At 34.2% G+C, this 15,670-nt stretch carries 14 protein-coding genes and 1 tRNA gene; 8 read left to right on the top strand and 7 right to left on the bottom strand.

The features are described from left to right. Positions 1-104 precede the first annotated feature (104 nt). Positions 105-2,378: an anion permease gene (locus tag ACPX19_RS06245; RefSeq protein ID WP_426432151.1), complete on the top strand. Its 2,274-nt coding sequence runs from the start codon at positions 105-107 to the stop codon at positions 2,376-2,378. 45 nt (positions 2,379-2,423) lie between these two features. Continuing rightward, entirely contained in the window at positions 2,424-3,143 is a 720-nt protein-coding gene (locus ACPX19_RS06240) for a DUF6503 family protein (protein ID WP_426432149.1), read from the top strand. A gap of 15 nt (positions 3,144-3,158) precedes the next feature. Here the strand turns inward: ACPX19_RS06240 and ACPX19_RS06235 are convergent, their stop codons facing one another. Beyond that, on the bottom strand, positions 3,159-3,728 hold the full coding sequence (locus ACPX19_RS06235; RefSeq protein ID WP_426432148.1) for a DUF3109 family protein: 570 nt from the start codon (positions 3,726-3,728) through the stop codon (positions 3,159-3,161). A 90-nt stretch (positions 3,729-3,818) separates the two neighbouring features. Between ACPX19_RS06235 and ACPX19_RS06230 the strand changes: the two genes are divergently transcribed. Genes ACPX19_RS06230 through ACPX19_RS06220 form a run of 3 tightly spaced genes read left to right on the top strand, consistent with a single transcriptional unit; the run spans position 3,819 to position 5,223 of the window. Next, complete coding sequence (locus ACPX19_RS06230; protein ID WP_426432147.1) at positions 3,819-4,400, top strand: MarC family protein; 582 nt, start codon at positions 3,819-3,821, stop codon at positions 4,398-4,400. A gap of 11 nt (positions 4,401-4,411) precedes the next feature. Beyond that, positions 4,412-4,615 carry a hypothetical protein gene (locus ACPX19_RS06225; RefSeq protein ID WP_426432146.1) on the top strand — a complete coding sequence of 68 codons (204 nt, stop codon included), beginning with the start codon at positions 4,412-4,414 and terminating at the stop codon, positions 4,613-4,615. Then, on the top strand, positions 4,612-5,223 hold the full coding sequence (locus ACPX19_RS06220; protein ID WP_426432145.1) for an FAD-dependent oxidoreductase: 612 nt from the start codon (positions 4,612-4,614) through the stop codon (positions 5,221-5,223). Before ACPX19_RS06225 ends, ACPX19_RS06220 begins: the two co-directional genes overlap by 4 nt. Here the strand turns inward: ACPX19_RS06220 and ACPX19_RS06215 are convergent. The 5 genes from ACPX19_RS06215 to ACPX19_RS06195 all read right to left on the bottom strand — a co-directional run bounded on the left by ACPX19_RS06215 (position 5,213) and on the right by ACPX19_RS06195 (position 9,620). Continuing rightward, the gene (locus tag ACPX19_RS06215; protein ID WP_426432144.1) at positions 5,213-6,820 is read right to left on the bottom strand and encodes a S41 family peptidase; all 1,608 of its coding nucleotides are present in this window, start codon (positions 6,818-6,820) and stop codon (positions 5,213-5,215) included. The two genes, ACPX19_RS06220 and ACPX19_RS06215, sit on opposite strands and share 11 nt — an antisense overlap. Beyond that, a complete protein-coding gene (locus ACPX19_RS06210; protein WP_426432143.1) occupies positions 6,820-7,251 on the bottom strand; it encodes a deoxycytidylate deaminase in 432 nt (143 codons plus the stop codon). The genes ACPX19_RS06215 and ACPX19_RS06210 overlap by 1 nt, the downstream gene beginning before the upstream one ends. 86 nt (positions 7,252-7,337) lie before the next feature. Then, positions 7,338-7,928 (bottom strand): HupE/UreJ family protein, encoded by a 591-nt coding sequence (locus ACPX19_RS06205; RefSeq protein WP_426432142.1) that lies wholly within the window; start codon positions 7,926-7,928, stop codon positions 7,338-7,340. Between the two features lie 111 nt (positions 7,929-8,039). Then, complete coding sequence (locus tag ACPX19_RS06200; protein ID WP_426432141.1) at positions 8,040-9,428, bottom strand: hypothetical protein; 1,389 nt, start codon at positions 9,426-9,428, stop codon at positions 8,040-8,042. Positions 9,429-9,535: 107 nt separating this feature from the next. Next, positions 9,536-9,620: transfer RNA gene (locus ACPX19_RS06195), tRNA-Leu, on the bottom strand. A 142-nt stretch (positions 9,621-9,762) separates the two neighbouring features. On the opposite strand from ACPX19_RS06195, the gene ACPX19_RS06190 reads away from it, so the two are divergent. The 3 genes from ACPX19_RS06190 (at position 9,763) to pth (ending at position 12,273) form a co-directional block, all read left to right on the top strand. Continuing rightward, positions 9,763-10,704, top strand: coding sequence for a ribose-phosphate pyrophosphokinase (locus ACPX19_RS06190; protein WP_426432140.1), 942 nt, complete (start codon positions 9,763-9,765; stop codon positions 10,702-10,704). 217 nt (positions 10,705-10,921) lie between these two features. After that, positions 10,922-11,563 (top strand): 50S ribosomal protein L25/general stress protein Ctc, encoded by a 642-nt coding sequence (locus tag ACPX19_RS06185; RefSeq protein WP_426432138.1) that lies wholly within the window; start codon positions 10,922-10,924, stop codon positions 11,561-11,563. 77 nt (positions 11,564-11,640) lie between these two features. Continuing rightward, positions 11,641-12,273: an aminoacyl-tRNA hydrolase gene (gene pth, locus ACPX19_RS06180; protein WP_426432137.1), complete on the top strand. Its 633-nt coding sequence runs from the start codon at positions 11,641-11,643 to the stop codon at positions 12,271-12,273. A 49-nt stretch (positions 12,274-12,322) separates the two neighbouring features. Here pth and ACPX19_RS06175 read toward each other — a convergent pair whose 3' ends face one another. Then, positions 12,323-15,646, bottom strand: coding sequence for a reprolysin-like metallopeptidase (locus ACPX19_RS06175; protein ID WP_426432136.1), 3,324 nt, complete (start codon positions 15,644-15,646; stop codon positions 12,323-12,325). Positions 15,647-15,670: the final 24 nt, after the last annotated feature.

The following is a 15,670-nucleotide window of genomic DNA, read 5'->3' as shown; positions in this document are numbered from 1 at the left end:
GATTATTTATTTTTTTAAACCCAAAAGCATATCATAACATTTTGGTAACATAACGTTGAAATTAAAAGAAGAAATTTGTGTACAATTATAGTTACGCTTTGTAAATGGAAAACATCTATATCTATATGCTAGCTGCATTAGCATTTTTAGCTGTTGCAGACTTAGTTGTTGGTGTAAGTAATGATGCTGTAAATTTTTTAAATTCTGCTATTGGCTCTAAAGCCGTTTCTTTTAAGACCATAATGATTGTTGCTAGTATAGGTGTTGCTGTTGGTGCAATGACCTCTAGTGGCATGATGGAAGTAGCTAGAAAGGGGATTTTTAATCCGGGAGAATTTATGTTTAATGAGATTATGGTCATTTTTATGGCTGTTATGTTAACAGATATTCTTCTTTTGGATTTCTTCAATACCATGGGCCTACCTACGTCAACTACAGTTTCAATTGTATTTGAATTATTAGGTGCTTCTGTTGCGGTGGCACTAATCAAGATCTATTCTGATGATTCCCAATCTATCATAGATATTGGAAACTATATAAATAACGAAAAGGCTATTGAAATTATACTAGGCATTCTTTTGTCTGTAGTTGTGGCTTTTACCATTGGCGCTATTATTCAATACGTTTCGCGTTTATTATTATCATTTAAATTTGAAGAAAAACCAGATTGGTACAGTTCAGTTTTTAGTGGGCTAGCTGTAACCTCAATCATGTACTTCATTATAGTAAAAGGTTTAAAAAATGCGGCTTTTATGCCTCCTTCTGCTCAAGAGTTTTTAAGTACTAATCCTTTTACCTTTATCGGTATAAGCTTTTTGGTCTTTACAATACTTTCTATACTAGCTATTAAATTATTCAATGCTAAGATTTATACTGTTATTATCATAATAGGAACCTTTGCACTAGCAGTTGCTTTTGCAGGAAATGATTTAGTAAACTTTATAGGTGTACCTATTGCAGCATATAACTCTTATGAAGCGTGGACAGCAAGCGGTGCTGAACCTACAAACTACGTAATGTCTGCTTTAGGCGAACCCGTACAAACAGAACCTTACCTATTGCTTATTGCTGGACTTATAATGGTGCTTACACTTTGGTTTTCGAGCAAAGCAAGAGCTGTAGTAAAAACTTCTGTAGATTTATCTAGACAAGATGAAGTTAAAGAACGTTTTGAACCTAATTATTTATCGAGAGCTATTGTAAGGCTTACCATTGGTCTTAATGAAAGCATTAGTGGAATTCTACCTAATTCGTATAAAAATTGGTCTGAAAAACAATTTATAAAACCTAAGATTGTTATAAAAGAACAAGATAAACCTGCTTTTGACTTAGTGAGAGCAGCTGTTAATTTAATGGTTGCATCTGTCCTTATTTCAATTGCAACTTCTAAGAAATTACCACTTTCTACAACTTACGTGACTTTTATGGTAGCCATGGGAACATCTTTGGCAGATAGAGCTTGGGGAAGTGAGAGTGCGGTTTACAGAGTTGCTGGTGTTCTTAACGTTATTGGTGGCTGGTTCTTTACGGCTTTTAGTGCTTTTGTTGCAGCAGCCTCAATGGCTTTTATTCTATATTTTGGTGGTGGATATGCGCTAGCAGGATTATTAGTCCTAGCAATTGCTTTGTTAGTAAGAAGCTTTTTGGCTCATCGCAAAAGTTCTAAAATAATGCGCGAGGAAGATCAATTAGAAAAAGCCGAGAGTAGCTCTACTCAAGGTGTTATTCACGAAAGTGCTACAAACATTGCCAATGTAATTAAGCGAGGTAATAGGATATATACTTCAGCTATCAACGGTTTAGCCATTCAAGATTTAAAGCGACTTAAAAAGAATAGACAACAGATTAATAAATTATCTAATGAAATAGATGATTTAAAGGGCAACATATTTTATTTCATACGTAATTTAGACGAGCCTAGTGTTGCTGCCAGTAATTTCTATATTAATATTCTGGCACATTTACAAGATATAACACAATCGCTTGAGTATATATCTAAAGCAAGCCATAAACACGTAAATAACAATCATAAAAAATTAAAGTTTAGTCAAATAAAGGAGCTTAAAGATTTAGATGCTCAACTTGAAACGTTATTCGCGACTACCCAATCTGCATTTGAGTCTAGATCCTTTGAACAAATTGGTGCTGTTTTAGCAAAAAAAACAGAGATATTTGATTTGGTGAAAGATAAAATACAAAAACAGGTTGAGCGTACAAGAAGTGAAGAGTCAAGTCCTAAAAACACAACACTCTATTTTAGTTTATTGCTAGAAACCAAAGACTTATTGACTGCTATGATGAATCTCTTAGAGGAATACTATCAATCGCATGACAGCTCTGTTAAGCCTGCCAAACTCATTTCTGACCAAGAAGAATAACGTATTAATCACTTTTTGTTTTTACATTTCCTAAAAGAATATTTAATGAAATCCGTTATCATCTTTATTGTATTCTGCTTACCTTTTTCTGTTTTTGCCCAAAACATATCCGCTGAAAAACTCTTAGAAAAGTCTATTTTTTATCACGACCCAAATGGGAATTGGAAAGCCTTCAAAGCTCAGTTTACTGTAGAAATGACAACACCTAACGCTTCTGAGAGAACTAGCAACATAAGAATAGATTTACCAAAGGAGCATTTTAGCGTTAAAGCAACGAGAGATACAACTACAACAGTTTATACTATATCTAAGGGAAAGTGCTATATGGTTCTCAATGGGAAGGATATGGATAGCGTTACCGCTAAAGCAAACAATATGTCTTGCGAAAGAGCTGAGCTTTATAAAAACTACTACACTTACCTTTATGGCTTACCAATGAAATTGAAAGATCCAGGAACAAACCTAGATAAAACAGTTGAAAAGAAAAGCTTTAAAAGCAAAGACTATTTAGTATTGAAAGTCACCTACGACGAAGCTGTTGGTAGCGACGTGTGGTACTTCTATTTTAACCCTGAAACCTACGCCATGGAAGTTTATCAATTTTATAAAACTGATGAAAATGGCAATGTAAAACCAGAATCGGGAGAATATATATTACTCTCAGAAGAAATGATTGTAAACGGCATTAAAATGCCTAAAGTACGCACTTGGTATTACAATAAAGATGATAAGTATTTAGGAACAGATACTTTAGTGGAGAAATGAAAATAGCCTAAAAAATTATTTAAAATTTTTCTCAGCAACTTTTTCTAATTCAGCATACCAATCTTTACCAAATTTTCTGATCAATGCTTCCTTTACAAATTTGTAAACAGGAACTTGCAATTCTTTGCCTAGTGAGCAGGCATCGTTACAAATTTCCCACTTTTCGTAATTGACTGCAGAAAACTCAGAATAGTCTTTTACTCTTATTGGGTAAAGATGGCAAGAGACAGGTTTTTTCCATGTTACTTCTCCTTGATTATATGCTTCTTCTATGCCACAAAAGGCCGTATTTTTTTCATCAAAAATAACGTAAGCACACTCCGCGCCATTAATAAGAGGGGTTTCTAATTCACCATATGTTGTTTTTACCCAAGTACCTTGGGCTTCCAAAACCTCTATTCCTTCTTTACGTAAAAAGGGTTTTACTTTAGGGTAGATGGCATCTAAAATTTTTGTTTCCTCTTCATCCAAAGGTGCACCAGCATCACCATCTACACAACAAGCACCTTTGCATGCAGACAAATTGCAAATAAAATCCTTTTCGATTATATCTTCTGAAACTATGGTTTTTCCTAGCTGAAACATGTCGCAAAAATAAATAAACTTTACCGTTATTTAATATTGTTAATCCACAATAAAATAAGACCTTTGCGGCGAATTTTAAAAATGGAAATTATGCAGCTAGATTTTAAACAAATATTTACTGCTTTTATGGTTTTATTTGCTGTTATTGATGTTGTAGGAAACATTCCTATTATTATCGATTTACGTAAAAAAGTTGGCCACATACAGAGTGAAAAAGCATCATTAATTGCCGGTATATTAATGATTGTTTTCCTATTTGTGGGTAAGAGTTTATTAAATCTTATTGGTATTGATGTTAATTCATTTGCGGTAGCTGGTGCCTTTGTTATTTTCTTTATTGCGCTAGAAATGATTTTAGGCATTACACTTTACAAAGATGACGATAGTAATGCCGTGAACGCCTCGGTTTTTCCTTTGGCTTTCCCTCTGATTGCCGGCCCAGGAAGTTTAACAACTCTATTATCGCTTCGTGCAGAATTTGAAATTGAGAATATCATTATTGCTGTAATATGTAATGTTATTGTGATTTATGTTGTGCTAAAAACCTCTGCCAAAATTGAAAGAATTATAGGTAAAAATGGAATTAGCATCATAAGAAAAGTTTTTGGTGTAATTTTGTTAGCTATAGCAGTGAAGCTATTTGCTCATAACATTAAAATGCTATTAGCTTAAATACTTTGAACATGAAAATCTTTATCTGGATATTAACTCTTATCGCAATTGGACTCATAATTTTTAATGCTACAAAATTGAACTTTGACGCCTTGTTAAAAGGAGAAAGTCAAACGGCAGTCATAACCATTATATCTGCACTTTGCGCTATTATTTTATTACAAATTCTTAGAATCTCTAAGAAAATAGAAACCCTAAGCAAGAAGCCAAAATGAATTTTGATGTGTTAATTATTGGTGCTGGTGCAGCTGGTTTATCATGTGCTTTGGTATTAGGTTCTGCAAAAGAAAAACCTTTTGCAAAAGACAAAAAGATTGGCATTATAGCACATCAAAAAAGCTCACACTTACAAACCGCTTTGTTTAATAATGTTCTTGGTCTTAAACCTGGCACTTTAGGAAAAGATATTTTAAACGACGGCATTCAGCAACTTAAAGACTTATATCCACAAGTAACTCAAATAGAAAAAGAGAAAGTAACACATGTAGATCAAAACTTAGAAGGCTTTAAGGTTACTACCAACAAAGGAGAATACTTTTCTAAAATAGTAGTTATAGCCGTAGGCTACACTAATCTTTTCACTATTAAAGGTTTAGAAAAATATATTGAACCTCATCCAAGAGCTGCTATGGAAAAGGACAGAATTTGGCTAAAAAATTCAGATCACCTAATAGAAGAAAATCTATATGTTGCTGGCTCATTAGCTGGTTGGAGAAGTCAATTTGCAATTGCCAGTGGTAGTGGTGCACATGTCGCTACCGATATTCTCACTCTTTGGAATGATGGCAAACACACCAAAGTTCATGATAAAGTTACTGTTTAAAGCTAGGATATTCATTGCTTAAAAGTATCACTTCTTGTATCATGATGTCTTCCTTGTTGAGAACTTCCTCAAAGGAATTATCATCAAACAATTGTCTAGCCAAGGTTGCTTTAATAAGACGTCTAATTTCGTCATTATAAGCCACAAAAGTAATATTAGTACCTTCTTTTCGATTAACATAATCTTGAAAACGTACAACGACATCATCGCTGACTTCAAAATTGTTAATAAAATCGTATTTAGCAATATCTTCATAAATACTTCTGTCCTTATCCAACTCTTCAAAAACAAAGTATCCAAAATGACCTCGGCGTCTTAAGTAGTTAATGGTTTCGTTTTCAAAAGACATGTCAACTGGTACAAATACATCAGGAATAATACCGCCTCCACCATACACCACTTTTCCTTTAGGTGTTGTAAACTTTAGCGAATCATCGACTTCAATATTTTCTGCGTCTGCTAATTCACCTGTTCTTAAGCGTTTATAGTAATCGCTATAATATGAGTTATTGTCACCATTGGTGTATGGTCTTTGAATAGAACGTCCTGTTGGTGTGTAATATCTCGAAACTGTTAAGCGCACGGCACTTCCATCTCCAAGCGCCATTTCGCGTTGTACCAAACCTTTACCGTATGAACGTCTGCCAACTATAATGCCTTTATCATTGTCTTGTAATGCTCCTGCTATAACTTCACTTGCTGAAGCCGAATTTTCGTTAATAAGAACATAGATTTCACCATCTTCAAAATCACCCCTTCTTGTGGCATAGGTTCGTTCCTCTCTTCCTTTTTTGTCTCTTGTAAACAATATTAATTTATCATCTTCTAAAAATTCATCTGCAATTTGCTCGGCAATACCCAGAAATCCACCTGGATTATCTCTTAAATCAAGCGCTAGCTTTGTAGCACCTTGATCTTGTAAATCATCTAAAGCTTCCTTAAATTCTTTAAAGCTGGTTTCTGCAAAACGATTCATTTTTATATATCCTAACTCATCGGTTAGCATATAGGCTGCATCAACACTTTTAATCGGAATGGTTTTTCTTTTGATTTCAAACTCTAAGATTTCATCTTCACTTTTTCTGTAAACCGTTAGCCTTACTTTAGTGTTTTTGTCTCCTTTTAATTTCTTTGTTATGTAATCGTTGGATATATTTCTACCGTAAATGGTATCTCCATCTGCTAACAGAATACGATCACCACTCATTATACCTGCACTTTCGCTTGGTCCTCCCTCTGTTGGTTTTATAACAGCAATAGTGTCTTTGTAAGGATAATAATTGATGCCAATACCCACAAAATCACCTTTCATATTTTCGGTAATTCGTTCTAAATCTTCTTTTGGGATGTAAGTAGAATGTGGATCTAAATTGTCTAAAATTCCATTAACAGTGACATCAACAATACTATCTGTATTCACCTCATCTACATACTCATAATCTATATAATCAATTAATCTATTGAGTTTGTCTTTTTTACTATTAGTTGTAAAAAGGTTATCAGACGTATCTGTGAAGTTTAACTTACCACCAATAACAACTCCTGCAGCTATAGCCACACCTATGATAAGTGGTATGTATTTATTTTTTGTTGCCATTAGGCGTCTAAATCTTCAATCAGTGTTAATTCTATTCCCGCTTTTTTCAAAAATTCTATTCCCGAGTTATCTTTATAAGACTGAGAATACACAACTCTTACGATGCCTGCTTGGTGTATTAACTTGCTACACTCCTTACAAGGGGATAACGTAATATACAATGTTGCCCCTTTACATGATTGTGTAGAAGAAGCTACTTTTAAAATGGCATTTGCCTCTGCATGAAGCACATACCATTTGGTATAGCCTTCGTCATCTTCGCAATAATTCTCAAAACCAGTTGGTGTACCATTATAACCATCTGAAATAATCATTCGGTCTTTTACGATGAGTGCACCAACTTGTTTGCGTTTACAATGCGATAGCTTTCCCCATTCCTGAGCAATACGCAAGTAAGCTTTATCGTAACGTAGTTGTTTTTTATTTGACATTAAGTGTTTTTACGATGTTGTAACGAATATAATAGGATAGAATTGTATACGCAATTGCACTGTCGTTAAAGTTTTACCAATTATAGTTAGTTTAACAGATCACTTCCCATAATCATTGGTATAACCAGCCCTGTAACAATTGCTGATAATACCATAACCCAATCGCGACGCGAAAATCTAAAAATAGTTTGAAATAAAAATCCAAGGAATAAAACCACAAATACTATGATAATCTGTGCAATCTCAATACCTAAGGCAAACTCTATAAGAAGTTCTATTTTGTTTTGAGACTGACCAGCAAACATTTTAAACTCTCTAGCAAAGCCTAAACCGTGTATTAAACCGAAGAATAGGGTTGTAAAAAACAGCAGTCCTATTTTTTTTCCTTTGTCATTTTTACCTGCTGTAAACACATTGTAAATTGCTGTAACTAAAATGGTAACAGGAATTAAAAACTCAACTAGTTTTCCATCAACGGAAACCACACCATAAGCAGCCAAAACTAAAGATAGTGTATGACCAAGCGTAAACATAGAAACCAGTAATAAAACGCGTTTCCAATCTTTGAAAAGATAAGGTACAGCAAGTACCATTAAAAAAAGGACATGGTCGTAACCATTAGGGTCTAAAACGTGGTTAATGCCGTATTTTACATTAAACCAAAAATTTTCTAACATAGCTTAAATTTAATTAATTTGGGATAGACCAAAGTTACAATTAATATTGATAAAAAGCCTAAAGAATAACTTTAGGCTTTTTTATACTAAATCTCTAGAAATCTTTTCTTATTAATCAATGGTAGGCACTTTTATAGACCTATTAATCCAACATCCTATTTTTATAGTTTTTCCCGCCAAGCCACTAAGAAATATCTCCTCTTTAGTTGGTGCTTTGGCCAAATAATTATCTACGTATGCTTTTACCGAACTTTGCAAGGTTGGGTCAACACGAGAAGCTTTTTGAGCTTCTTCTGCTGCTAACCAATACACCGCTCTTTGATGAAAATTATCTTTACCACAATTTTTATCCTTAGCACTATCATGATACATAAGCGCTATTAAAAGGTGCGGTTTCCCATTTGAAGGGTTTAACTTAAGTGCTTCTAATAAAAAATTGCGCGTTTTTGAGTATTGCCCTTTTTCTTTAAGGATAGCACCTATTCTAAATGCAATATTGGCTTTTTTATACGATCTTGTTTCTAGCTTATAAGCTTCCTCCAAGTATTTATAAGCCTCTTCATCTTTTCCTTTTTTAAATAATACTGTAGCAACATACACTTTGGTATCTGCTGATGGTGCTACCTTATCGTATTGCTTAACCATGGTTTCATACAGATCATCATCTGTACAATCTTTATGATACATTCTACTAACAGAACGCTTTAACCATATAGAATCGTTTTGATGAATTTCAAAATCTTTAGTGTATAGTGGAATTAAATTATCACACTTGGCTCTTTTATCAGCGATGATATTCATGTTACCTTGAATAAGCGCATAGTTTTTAAGATAACTTTCATAGGCACCTTTTTTGTTTTCCTCACTCCTTGTTAATGTTTCTCCATTATCAACCTTTTCTACCAATGCATTTAGCTTTTCTGAGTAATTCTGAATTTCAACTTCTATTTTTTCACTTACATTATCATAATTATTAAACAAGTCAGCCGAAGATTTTTTTCCTGAATCGAATAATTCTACCATCAAAGAAAAATAGGTATATAAACTTTTTGGATGTGTAAAGGTTTCTTTATCTGTTTTAAAAGCAGCATCAAAACATTCAAAAAGCTCTAAAGTGGTTTTACCTAGTTCGTCTTTATAATCGTATTGTAGTTGACAAGCTTTGGCATCATATTCACCTTGTGGAGTATCACTTTTAAAATGCTCTTCACGAAGTAACCACAATTCTAATACTTTATTGATAAAACTCAGTTGAACTTCACCTTTAGAATTTTCGATTTTATGTTTTAGAATCTTTTCGCCATCAGCATATATGGCAAGATTTAAATCAGGGCAATTATTTTTTACAAACAGCCATGGTTCATAGGCTTCATCATATTTTTGTGTAATAGCCGATTGATGAAAGAGCGAAAGCTTTGTCTTGCATTCTAAATCAGTTTGAGCACTAACGCTAAAACTCAATAGCAAAACCATGGAGATAATAATAGATTTTGACTTCATGTATAGTTGATTTATAGTTAGTTATTCAACTAAAAAGTCACAAAAAATGTACCAAAACAGATGAAGTAAAAAGGCAAGCATGATAATCATGCTTGCCTTTACTTTCTTGGTACTCAAGGTGGGAATCGAACCCACACTTCCGAAGAAACTGGATTTTGAATCCAGCGCGTCTACCAATTCCGCCACTTGAGCAAATTAGGTCTGCAAAAATATAAAATATTTTTCGTCAACCAATTAAAAATAGTGGGTTTTATACTTTTTGTGAGTAAATAATTTTTCTAACTTTGACCACACAAATTAATCCATCGAACAACCCTTTTAACAACTTACTCAAATGCCTAATAATACTACAGAAGCCAAAGTTTTTACCTGTTCACAAAGCAAAGATTTAGCCGAAGAAATTGCAGCTGCTTATGGAGTTGAGTTAGGCAATGTTATTACTTCGACTTATAGTGATGGTGAATTTCAGCCATCCTATGAAGAGTCTATCAGAGGGACACGTATTTTTATCATTGGCTCTACACATCCTGGACCACAAAACTTAATGGAAATGTTGTTGATGATTGATGCCGCCAAACGTGCTTCGGCAAGACACATTACTGCTGTTATGCCTTATTTTGGTTGGGCAAGACAAGACAGAAAAGATAAACCTAGAGTACCAATTGCTGCAAAACTGGTAGCTAAAATGTTGGAAGCTGCTGGTGCAACACGCATTATTACTATGGATTTGCATGCAGACCAAATTCAAGGATTCTTTGAAAAGCCAGTAGATCATCTATTCGCATCAACCATATTTTTACCATACTTAAGAAGCCTAAATCTCGACAATCTTACTATTGCTTCGCCTGATATGGGAGGTTCTAAACGTGCTTATGCTTATTCTAAAGCCTTAAAAAGTGACGTGGTAATTTGTTATAAACAACGTGCTAAAGCCAATGTTATTTCTCATATGGAGCTAATTGGAGACGTTACTGGCAAAAATGTAGTTTTAGTAGATGATATGGTAGATACCGCTGGTACTTTAACTAAAGCCGCCGACTTAATGATGGAACGAGGTGCTAAAAGTGTTAGAGCAATTTGTACGCACCCTATTTTATCTGGCAGTGCTTATGAGCGTTTAGAAAAATCCAAACTTGAAGAATTAATTGTCACTAACTCCATACCTCTAAAACAAGAGAGTAAAAAACTAAGGGTTTTAAGTTGTGCTAATTTATTTGCAGATGTGATGTACAATGTACACCATAACCGATCAATTAGCAGCAAATTTGTAATGTAGAAGTTCGTATATCTTCACTATTTCAGCCAGACTTGTACAGATAAACATAGAACTTTTGTGCAGAAATTTTGATTAATTCAAAAAATAGCACAAAAAGGCTAGTATTTTTCTATTATATGTTTAAATTTGCAGCCCTCAAAATGAGGAAACTAAACTTTTGAAATGAAACATCTTTTGATGTTCCATGTGACAATTAAAAAACAATAAACAAAAACACATGAAATCAATTACAATCAATGGATCTCAAAGAGAAAGCGTAGGCAAAACGTCAACAAAAGCCTTACGTAATGCTGGTCAGGTTCCTTGCGTATTATACGGAGGAGACAAGCCTATTCATTTCTCTGCACCAGAGTTGGCATTCTCTCAACTAGTATACACTGCTAATGCGCATACAGTTGTGATTGCCTTAGATAGCGGTGAAGAATTTAATGCTATTATGCAAGACATTCAATTTCACCCTGTAAACGATAAGATACTTCACATCGATTTTTATCAAATTTTTGAGGACAGACAAATTACTATGGAAATTCCTGTACAAGTTGTAGGAACTTCTAGAGGTGTTCTTAATGGTGGTGTTCTTAGAAGACCTTATCGTAAACTTAGAGTAAAAGCTATTCCTTCTAAATTGCCAGATTTTATCGAGGTTGACATTACACCACTTAAAATAGGAAGCAAGCTTTACATCACTGAGTTAAAAAATGATGATTACAAATTCTTACACCCAGATAATACTGTAGTTTGCCAAGTAAGACGTAGTAGATTGTCTGTTGCTGACACAGAAGAAGATGAAGAAGAAACTGAAGAAGGAGAAACTTCAGAAGCAGCAGCAGAAGCTCCAGCAACTGAAGCTCAAGAATAGTCTAAAAAACTTTTTCAAAATATCAAAAAAGCATTCTCTTACGGAATGCTTTTTTATTTTTACAAAAATTAAATAGAATGTGGGAACGCTTAAAAAAGTGGTTTGGTTTTAATAGTAGCATCAAAGAAAATGAAGAAGAGCTTATGAAAAAATTCTTAATTGTTGGATTGGGTAATATTGGAGAAAAATATCATAATACCAGACATAATATTGGCTTTAAAATTTTAGATTTCTTGGCCAGTAAAGAAGAGACTACTTTCGAAACTCAAAAACTTGGTGATGTAACAACCATAAAAGTTAAAGGACGAACATTAATTCTTCTTAAACCAAACACCTACATGAATCTTAGTGGAAAAGCCGTAAAATATTGGTTAGAAAAAGAAAAAATACCACTTAGCAACCTACTTGTTATAACTGATGACCTTAACTTACCTTTTGGTACGCTAAGACTTAAAACCAAAGGAAGTGATGGAGGGCATAATGGCCTGAAAGACATTCAAGATAAACTACAAACTACAAATTATAATCGTTTTAGATTTGGCATAAGTGACAGCTTTAGTAAGGGAAGACAAGTTGATTATGTACTTGGCGAATGGAATGATGATGAAAACTCTAAACTTGAAGAACGCCTTAAAACTTCAACAGAATTGGTTAAATCCTTTGCTCTTGCAGGCGTTAATAACACCATGAATCAATTTAATGGAAAGTAAAAAAGACCGCTAATGCGGTCTTTTTTATGCAATGATGGTAACTAAATCATTAATCGATAATTAATTTTCTAGTCATATAATTGGCTCCATCAATAACTTTAATTAGATAAACTCCCGATTGAATATTATTTAATTTAATGGAGGCATTAAAATTATAGAACGAGCCATAGGATCTAGAATAAATGCTTCTACCATTAACATCGTATAACTCAATAATTATCTTATCTGAAGATGGATTACTTAGAGCAACATTAAATTCTCCTTTATTAGGGTTAGGATAAATACTAAAGGTGTTGTCTAGTATTTCAATATCATCTACTGATAGTGTCTGCTGAGTGCATAGTTCTAATGTAAAATCTACTATCTGACCACCATCAGCAAAACCAAAATCATCATCTACAGACAAAGTCCAATCACCTGCAGACATTTCACCATAAAGTATAGAGAGGTCACCCTCTGGAATAAAAGTTCCTGTAAATGGTGACACACCAGATGTAATTGGTGTAGTCGCTTCTTGATCAAAAACTGTTGATATATAATCATCATCGTTTGAATTACCGTTATCAGTAGAAAGCTCTACGACTGTACCTAAAGGGCTAATTAAGAAAATATCAAGATCATTGTTCCAATCGTGAGAAATAGTAATCGTTACATTAACATCTGTGATAACTTCGTCATCAGCAACATTGATTACCGAAGTATAATTATCTGTTCCATTATCTGTCTCTAAAATATCTATAGGCAAATCTAGTGCACTGTAAAAATTACAAGCAATATTTGCGGTTGTAAAACTAGATTGAGAATAATTTCCTATACCGCAATCATTAATACTTCTTACACGCCAATAATAGGTCGTGTTAATGTTTAATGACGTTGCTGTGTAAGTTGGGTTAAGGACTGTGTTGTTATCTACTATATTCGTAAAAGCAGTATCTGTTGCAATATCAATTTCATAGCTCATGGCATTGGTGTCAGTATCCCAAGTAAAAACAGCATTATCAGCAAAAATATCTGTAGCACCGTTAGCTGGTGTAATGAGGTTTAATGATGCTAAATTAGCGTCAAATACATTAAATTCTACATCTGCTGTTTTTATTATCGACCCTGAAGTCCCAACTATTGAAAAAGGATAATTACCCGATGATAGAGATCCTACGCCAGTGATTGTTACGGTAACCAGTGTACCATCTGCATCAGCAGATGTTGGCGAAAATGTAGCATTAGCTCCAACTGGCAACCCTGTTGTACTAAATGTTGTTGTACCTGTAAAACCTAAAAAGGTGTTGTATGTAAATGTGAATACTGCATTATCAGGTTCACAAACATCTACTGAAGTCTCATCGATATTCAATACGAACTCAGACTCTTGAAGCGTAAAATTTGTAGGGTTAATAGCATAGAAAATGTTATTATTGCCTTCTACTTTAACCCTTAGAGTCGAAGAATCTCCGCCTGTTATTGGAACTGTTACATTATGAGAACCATCATTTGGCACGTCACTTGCCATAACAAAAGGGAAGTTAAAACCGCCATCCGTAGATAGTAAAATATTAACTGTTGGCGTATTAACGTTGCCTGTATCTGTTCCTGCCACATTCCAAGTTATAGTTTGTATAGAACCTGCATCCCAAGTTTCATTAGTAGTTTGCGAAGTTATTATAAAAGGACCTGCAAAACCATCAACGGTTACTGTCATTGTATCGTAATCGCTTTGAGGTGTCAATCCAATACCACTACCTTCACTTCTATCTCTCACAGTTAGTGCAAAATTTAATGTTCGCTCAACATTAGATACCGTTTCCCACGATGAATTATCTAAAGTCTCAACAGGATTAGTTTCTGTAAGTTGACCAGCAATAACACGCTCAACAATTGGCATATAACGATCTGGCGAAGTACTTGGTGGGCGTGACCTCCATACGGATCCAGATGTTTTATTTGGCCCAAAGTTACCAGTTGTGGTAACACCATCATCAATCTGCTCCCAAGTATACGTTAAAACATCACTGCCATCTACATCTGTTGCAGCGCCCCTTAAAACAAAGGCTGTTCCGTTAGGTATTGTGTAATCTAGACCAGCATCAGCATTTGGAGGATTATTAGAAATAGTACTACCAACCCAACATGTTCTTGTATTTAGGTTATTTAATATTTGTAAAATGCTGTAGTAATGAAAATAGGCATCAGAATGGTCTTGCACATCGTTGCCGCCTGTAATACCAGCATATCCCATAATTGTAGTACCACTTCCTGGTTCAGCATTAACTCCAGTGCCTTCACTACTGAACGACCATGTATGATTAGCTCCCATTTGGTGACCTATTTCATGAGGTACATAATCAATATCAAAAAAATCGTTCATATATGGTCCACCATCATTATCTAGAAAAGAATGCGAGGAAAAACCAGAACCTTTCTGACCATCTACACATACACATCCTATACAGCCTGCATTTCCATTATTACCGCCAAAATTAAATAAGTGTCCTATGTCGTAATTTGCCTCACCAACATTGATAGTCAATGTGCTTTGTAACTGTGAATTAAATGAGCCAGTATAAGGGTCTGTAGCGGCATCTGGATAAATAATTTCAGTTCCAGTAACAAGAGTAAAAGTTACTGCCATATCTACTTCAAAGACTTCGTTAGATCTGTTTAAAGTTGCGACAACTTGAGCTAAAGCATCTTCTTGTGCGTTTCCATTACCAACATTACCATCATCCCAAAAATTAGTATATTCTCCTGTAGTAGAGATTGCTATTCGAAATGTTCTGAGTATTTGATCATTGGCATCTCTGTTAAATACTTCACTAGTGTTTATTGGAAAAAACTCATCTTGGGTTAAACAATTAAAATCCTTTAAGCTTTGTGTTCTTACCTCCCTACTATAAACAATATAAGACGAATCATCACCTTTAATTACAGGAACTGTAAAACTGATAGGCTCATCTGGGTAAGTAATCATGGATTGTAATCCTTGAGGTGTTACACTAAAGCGAGCTCTTACTCCAGGTTGTCTAGTGCTAAACCCTAAATATGTTTTAATGTTAGGATACAATGCAGATTGTGCTTCTGATAAAACAGGAGCCTCAAAAACAACAAACTCCTCTAATTCACCTTTAATATTTGGAAGGTAAACCCTTGTGTTGGTTTCATTTGAATCAGATCTTAATGGTGCTCCCTCTAATTGTGCTTTAAACTCCTCAATGTTTAGCTGAAATGTTTGATAGAATTTTGGGTTAAAAACTTTACTATCATCATTCCCTTTCAAAATTGTTTTGTCGGTTTTTTCCCAATAATTTTGCTGTGCAGCTAGAGAAAATACCGTTAAAAAAAAGGATAATGACAAAACAAAATGTAGTTTTGTTTTCATAGTTATTTGGTGTAGAAAATTAAA

This window comes from Winogradskyella sp. HB-48 (assembly GCF_049942685.1).
Lineage (GTDB): Bacteria > Bacteroidota > Bacteroidia > Flavobacteriales > Flavobacteriaceae > Winogradskyella.
Note: the sequence above shows the minus strand (reverse complement) of the source record. Positions and strands in the feature narration are given on the sequence as shown.